Source organism: Microcystis sp. M53598_WE2 (assembly GCF_030067735.1).
GTDB lineage: Bacteria > Cyanobacteriota > Cyanobacteriia > Cyanobacteriales > Microcystaceae > Microcystis > Microcystis aeruginosa.
Genome location: NZ_JASJFE010000439.1, coordinates 1 through 5,192 on the forward strand (window position 1 = coordinate 1; position 5,192 = coordinate 5,192).

At 43.2% G+C, this 5,192-nt stretch carries 6 protein-coding genes; 4 read left to right on the forward strand and 2 right to left on the reverse strand.

Annotated elements, in window-relative coordinates; all coding sequences use genetic code 11:
* The 4 genes from PX636_RS09235 to PX636_RS09250 all read left to right on the forward strand — a co-directional run.
* Nucleotides 1-667: type II restriction enzyme NmeDI-related protein (locus PX636_RS09235; RefSeq protein ID WP_502882866.1), on the forward strand; the 667-nt coding region annotated here is incomplete at its 5' end.
* Nucleotides 668-891: 224 nt separating this feature from the next.
* Nucleotides 892-1,896, forward strand: a complete 1,005-nt coding sequence (pheS, locus tag PX636_RS09240) for a phenylalanine--tRNA ligase subunit alpha (RefSeq protein WP_288116853.1) — start codon at nt 892-894, stop codon at nt 1,894-1,896.
* 13 nt (nt 1,897-1,909) lie between these two features.
* Nucleotides 1,910-2,254, forward strand: coding sequence for a DUF4870 domain-containing protein (locus tag PX636_RS09245; RefSeq protein ID WP_002798023.1), 345 nt, complete (start codon nt 1,910-1,912; stop codon nt 2,252-2,254).
* 75 nt (nt 2,255-2,329) lie between these two features.
* Nucleotides 2,330-3,445, forward strand: coding sequence for an NAD(P)/FAD-dependent oxidoreductase (locus tag PX636_RS09250; RefSeq protein ID WP_288116856.1), 1,116 nt, complete (start codon nt 2,330-2,332; stop codon nt 3,443-3,445).
* Nucleotides 3,446-3,500: 55 nt separating this feature from the next.
* Here the strand turns inward: PX636_RS09250 and PX636_RS09255 are convergent, their stop codons facing one another.
* Nucleotides 3,501-4,421: an ATP-binding protein gene (locus tag PX636_RS09255; protein ID WP_288116858.1), complete on the reverse strand. Its 921-nt coding sequence runs from the start codon at nt 4,419-4,421 to the stop codon at nt 3,501-3,503.
* Between the two features lie 294 nt (nt 4,422-4,715).
* On the reverse strand, nt 4,716-5,147 hold the full coding sequence (locus PX636_RS09260) for a DUF8451 domain-containing protein (protein WP_288116860.1): 432 nt from the start codon (nt 5,145-5,147) through the stop codon (nt 4,716-4,718).
* Nucleotides 5,148-5,192: the final 45 nt, after the last annotated feature.

Consider the following 5,192-nt stretch of genomic DNA (forward strand, 5'->3'; position numbering starts at 1 on the left):
GTTAGCTTATTCTCCCGATGGTCGGCACTGGCAACTAGGGCAAGAAGAAGGTCTTCAGCTAACTCTCGATTTAAATATAGAGCCAATTTCTTCCGTTTTAACTGGTTTAGATTTTCCCAAACAAGCAGATAAAATTCCTCACGATCAAATTATCTACGCTCTGGCAAAAATTGCTATTGCTGTCGGATTAAAGCCTTATATTGGCAAAAAAGAACAATCTACAGGTTATTGGAATGGAGAAGCTTTTAAAGATATTTCTCTAGAAAAATTACCGATCGATAAATTAGGAAAGTGGGACAGAGATAAAATACAACAGATCGATCTCATCTGGTTTAATAACTTAGGCGATGCAGTGTTCGCTTTTGAAGTAGAAACCAGTACACCGATCACCACAGGAATCGATCGCTTTATGGAATTACTAAAAATTTATCCAGAACTGGCAGGAAAACTTGTGTTAATTGTTCCACCGAAGCGAGTCAACAAACTGAAAAAAATTCTTAAAGATTCCCACTATATTGGACATCCTCTCTATATGGAGAATAAATTAGTCTATAGTTTTTCTAATCAAATTGCCGAAGTTTACCAGAAACTCTCCTCGTCAACTAAACTAGAATTATCTGCGGTTTTTGCCTCGATCGAGTTCATTTTAAAAAAACCAGAAATCTGATGCAATCAAGAGAAGCTGGTTCCCATTGAAAGTTCTAGGTTCGACGAGGCACTCATGCAATAAGCTCTCATTTGATCAGAGGGGACAGGGAGCGATGAACATGATACAGCAAACCATCTCAGGGAATCGTCACCCCGGAAAGCAAATCGCCCCTGCAACTGTCTCCCCAAATTCCCTCTCTTGATAAACTAGACTAGAATGCTGCCCTATAAAATGCCCTAATTATGAGTTTATCCCCCCATCCGATCGAAACTGCCCTAAAAACCCTGGCAGCGAAAGCGGAAAATTCCATCGAACAAACAACAACCCTAGAAGACTTAGAACAGCTAAGGGTGAATTATCTGGGTAAGAAAGGAGAATTATCGCAGATTTTACGGGAAATGGGCAAATTAACCCCCGAAGAGAGACCGCGATTAGGTGCGATCGCTAATGAGGTCAAAGAATTAGTACAATCGCTGCTGGAATCCCAGCGAGAAAGTCTCCAGAATGCCCAAATTAAGGCGAAATTAGCGGCGGAAACCCTCGATGTCACCCTACCTGCTCTGAGCCGTCCTTTAGGGCGAATTCACCCCTTAAATAGCACAGTTGATCGCATGATCGATATTTTCGTCGGTCTGGGTTACAGCATCGCCACCGGGCCGCAGGTAGAAAGCGATTATTATAATTTTGAGGCTTTAAATATCCCTGCTGACCATCCGGCCCGGGATATGCAGGATACTTTTTTCTTGAGTGATGGTCGTTTATTGCGGACCCATACCTCCCCGGTGCAGATTCGCTACATGGAAAGTCACGAACCCCCGATTCGGATTGTGGCCCCGGGCCGGGTTTATCGTCGCGATACCGTGGATGCAACCCATTCCGCGGTTTTCCATCAAGTGGAATTATTAGCGGTGGACCGGGGATTAACCTTTACGGATTTGAAAGGAACAATTAAAGAATTTCTTAAGCAAATGTTTGGGGCCGATTTACCGGTTAAATTCCGCGCTTCCTACTTCCCTTTTACTGAACCCTCGGCCGAGGTAGATGTGCAGTGGAAAGGCAAATGGTTGGAGGTGATGGGCTGTGGTATGGTGGATCCCAATGTCTTAAAAGCAGTCGGTTATGACCCCCAAATCTATACGGGTTTTGCGGCTGGTTTTGGCGTGGAAAGATTTGCTATGGTATTACATGAGATAGACGATATTCGCCGTTGTTATAATAGCGATATCCGCTTTCTCCGCCAATTTTAGGGGGATAAACCCGATGGTCATGAGTGAAGATTTAACCAAAAAAAGACTCCTATCCGTGGCTTGTCATGCTTCGATCTTTTTGAGTGCTACGCTGGTATCGGTGGGGATTCCCTTAGCTATTTATTTCATTTCTGATGATGGAACGGTGAAGGAAAACGCCAAAGAAGCTTTAAACTTTCACCTGAATATGTGGTTATACTACCTAATTGCCGGGATTCTAATTTGGGTTTTAATCGGTTATTTGCTCCTAGCAATTCTGGGTGTGGTGAACATTGTTCTCCCCATTCTTGCTATCCTGCAAGTCTGGAAAGATCCCTATAAGGTTTTCCGTTATCCTTTTATTTTCCGGGTTCTGTAATTAATTATCGGGGTTGAAACCTGTTCAACCCTTTTTTTGGTCCTATTCCCACTAGAAAAATAGCCTCTGGAGTTTATGACTAAAATTGTCATCATCGGTGCGGGGATAGTGGGGGCCACCATTGCCTACGAATTAAGTGCCATCGAAGGATTAGAAATTACCCTCATCGATGAAAAAAAACCGGGACAAGGAGCAACCGGGGCAGCTTTAGGGATTTTAATGGGGATTATCAGCCATAAAACTAAAGGTAGAGCCTGGAAACTGCGGCAAGAAAGTTTAAAACGTTACGAAACCCTCCTTCCTGAGCTAGAATCCCTCACTGGACTGACTATTCCCTGTAACCGTGATGGCATTGTCCTCCTGCGATCGAGTGCCGAAGACGAAGAAAATTGGCGCAAGTTAGCCCAAATACGCCAAGAACAGGGATATTGTCTAGAAATCTGGGATAAAGAGACTTTAAAGCAAAAATGTCCCCAGGTGGCCGAGCATCTCCATGGTGCCATCTATTCGCCCAGTGATCATCAAATTAATCCGGCCCTGCTCACGGAGTCTCTCGTCGCTGCTGCGGCAAGAAGGGGGGTAAAATGTCAATTTGGGGTAAAAGTTGAAAATTTCGGGAAGACAGAGCTTCAAGGCTCTAATGTGAGGCAATGCACCCAGGTTTATAGTTCCAATGGTATAGAGGAAACCGACTCTTTGATTCTTTGTGCGGGAATTGGTTCTACTGCTTTAACCGAAACTCTTACCCATCCAGTGGCAATCCGACCGGTTTTAGGGCAAGCTTTACAGATAAAATTGACGCAACCCTTAGAAAGTTCCGATTTTAAGCCGATTTTAACGGGAAATGACCTGCATATTCTGCCTTTGGCCCGAGCGGAATACTGGATTGGGGCAACGGTGGAATTTATGGACGAAAAGGGCGAAATTATCGCCGATACTGCCCTATTAGAACAAGTGTATCAAAAAGCGATCGCTTTTTGTCCCTCTTTGGCCGCGGGTGCGATCGTGCGTACTTGGTCCGGTAAGCGACCGCGACCGGAGAAAAAATCCGCTCCCATCATCGAATATTTGCCCGGATACGATAACGTTATTCTGGCCACGGGACACTACCGCAACGGGGTTTTATTGGCTCCTGCTACCGCTAAAATCGTCAGGGAAATGTTAAGTGATAAGTTAGCTATCGATCGCTAAATTAGTGGCTTGCCGATGTAGTCCCCTTAATCTCTCGGATTTGAGGAGCGGGTGTTTACTCATCTTGCGCTGATAGGAAATGCGATCGAGATACTGTTCGATAAGCTTGTTGAGGATGGTTCCTTAGTTGGGGGTGTTTAAGCTCCAGCAATCCCTCATCTATCATCGGGTTGACATAGTGATTACGAATAGTATCAGGTTCTCTTCCGAGCAGTTGAGCTAATGTTCCGAGGGGTAGATATTGTTGGGAGCATAGTTCAAGAATCACTTTTCGTACCGAGTCTTTACTAATGCGGCCTTTTCTGCGTATGGGTTCAGCAATTGCCTCTAACTGTTGGTAATGTTCGGAGCTTGGTGGGTAATGTTCGGAGCTTGGTGGGTAATGTTCGGAGCTTGGTGGGTAATGTTCGGAGCTTGGTGGGTAATGTTCGGAGCTTGGTAATAGAGAAAGTTGCGCTGAAGAATTCTGGTTCGGTAGGGTGTAGCGTGTTCCCCGACACTTACCTGACTGGTGTAACCAGCCATTTTGAACTAAATTACGAAGGCGTTCGCTAATATCTCTGGGATGTTCTGATCGATAACGCTGAATGTCAGTATTACTAATTTCCTCAAACTGATGCGCTAATACTAATATTATCCTATCAAGATCACCTAACTGACGGTAAGCATCCCCGATAATCCTTTTTAATTCCACTTCAACTGCTTCGGGAATAAAACTTGTCATCGGTAAATTAACAGATGTAACTTCTAGGTCAAGTTTTTCCGAAACTAGGGGACTCAACCATTGTTGTTCTTTCCAAGCACGAAGAATTTTCCCAAATCCAGAGCCAGCTTTTTCACCTAATCCGAGCATTTGAAACATTTTTTGTAGATGAGGATTACGAGGATCGCTAGTACCGCCTTCATAGAGACGCTGTAGGGGAATTCTCAGACGACCGGGATTAGAAAATAGATAGCCATCGATAGATTTTACCACCTTTATAGGCCGTGAAGACTGGTGATCGGCGTGGATTAAAGTATTAACTAAAGCCTCTCTTAAAGCTTCATGAACATGGGTTTCATCTTTACGAACGGCATCTTTGTCTAATTGAAAAGGAACATCTAAATTATTAATTAATCTGCCATAAACACGATAATAAGAGTTAAGTAAATTAGCTTCCCATTTACCATCAAGAGTTAAGCGATATGTCCATCTTTTTTCAGGATCGTCAGATAATTTTTCCTGATAGTCGAGACTATAATGGGGGAAAGCATCTAAAATACTGCGTTCTCATCCAAACATGAGTAAACCCGCTACAGTTAATCCTTCTTTGCTAGAATTTCTATCTCGTCGCCATCCTCCTAACTGATGGAGTAATTGTTGATCATTGTATGCTAACCAAGGATGATCGGGTTCGCGATTGCTGAACCGTTGGCGAAATACTTTCAGAGTATCAGGATCAATATCGTTGAGATTAAAATTATCTAAAACTTGAAAATCTTGAGGTTCATTGCTGGCATCGCGAAACATTTGCTCTATTTCCTCCTTATGACAGCGATAATCTCCCTCATAATTTCGCTTATATGTACCAGTCATTGGGTTATTGTTAATATGGTTCTTCGTTACTTGGTATGGTTCGATAGGGGGGCATAAATCGACTAAATCCTTATCTGGTAAGAGACTTAATTGATTAGTTCGCTCTAGATCAAAAACAATTGACAAAAATCGCTAAATGCCTTTCTATATAAGGGTTACATCCCTTATAAC

Excerpts from the sequence above, each read along its gene's own strand:
- PX636_RS09245 (WP_002798023.1), top strand. The coding sequence starts at position 1,910 with ATGGTCATGAGTGAAGATTTAACCAAAAAAAGACTCCTATCCGTGGCT.
- PX636_RS09250 (WP_288116856.1), top strand. The coding sequence starts at position 2,330 with ATGACTAAAATTGTCATCATCGGTGCGGGGATAGTGGGGGCCACCATT.
- pheS (WP_288116853.1), top strand. The coding sequence starts at position 892 with ATGAGTTTATCCCCCCATCCGATCGAAACTGCCCTAAAAACCCTGGCA.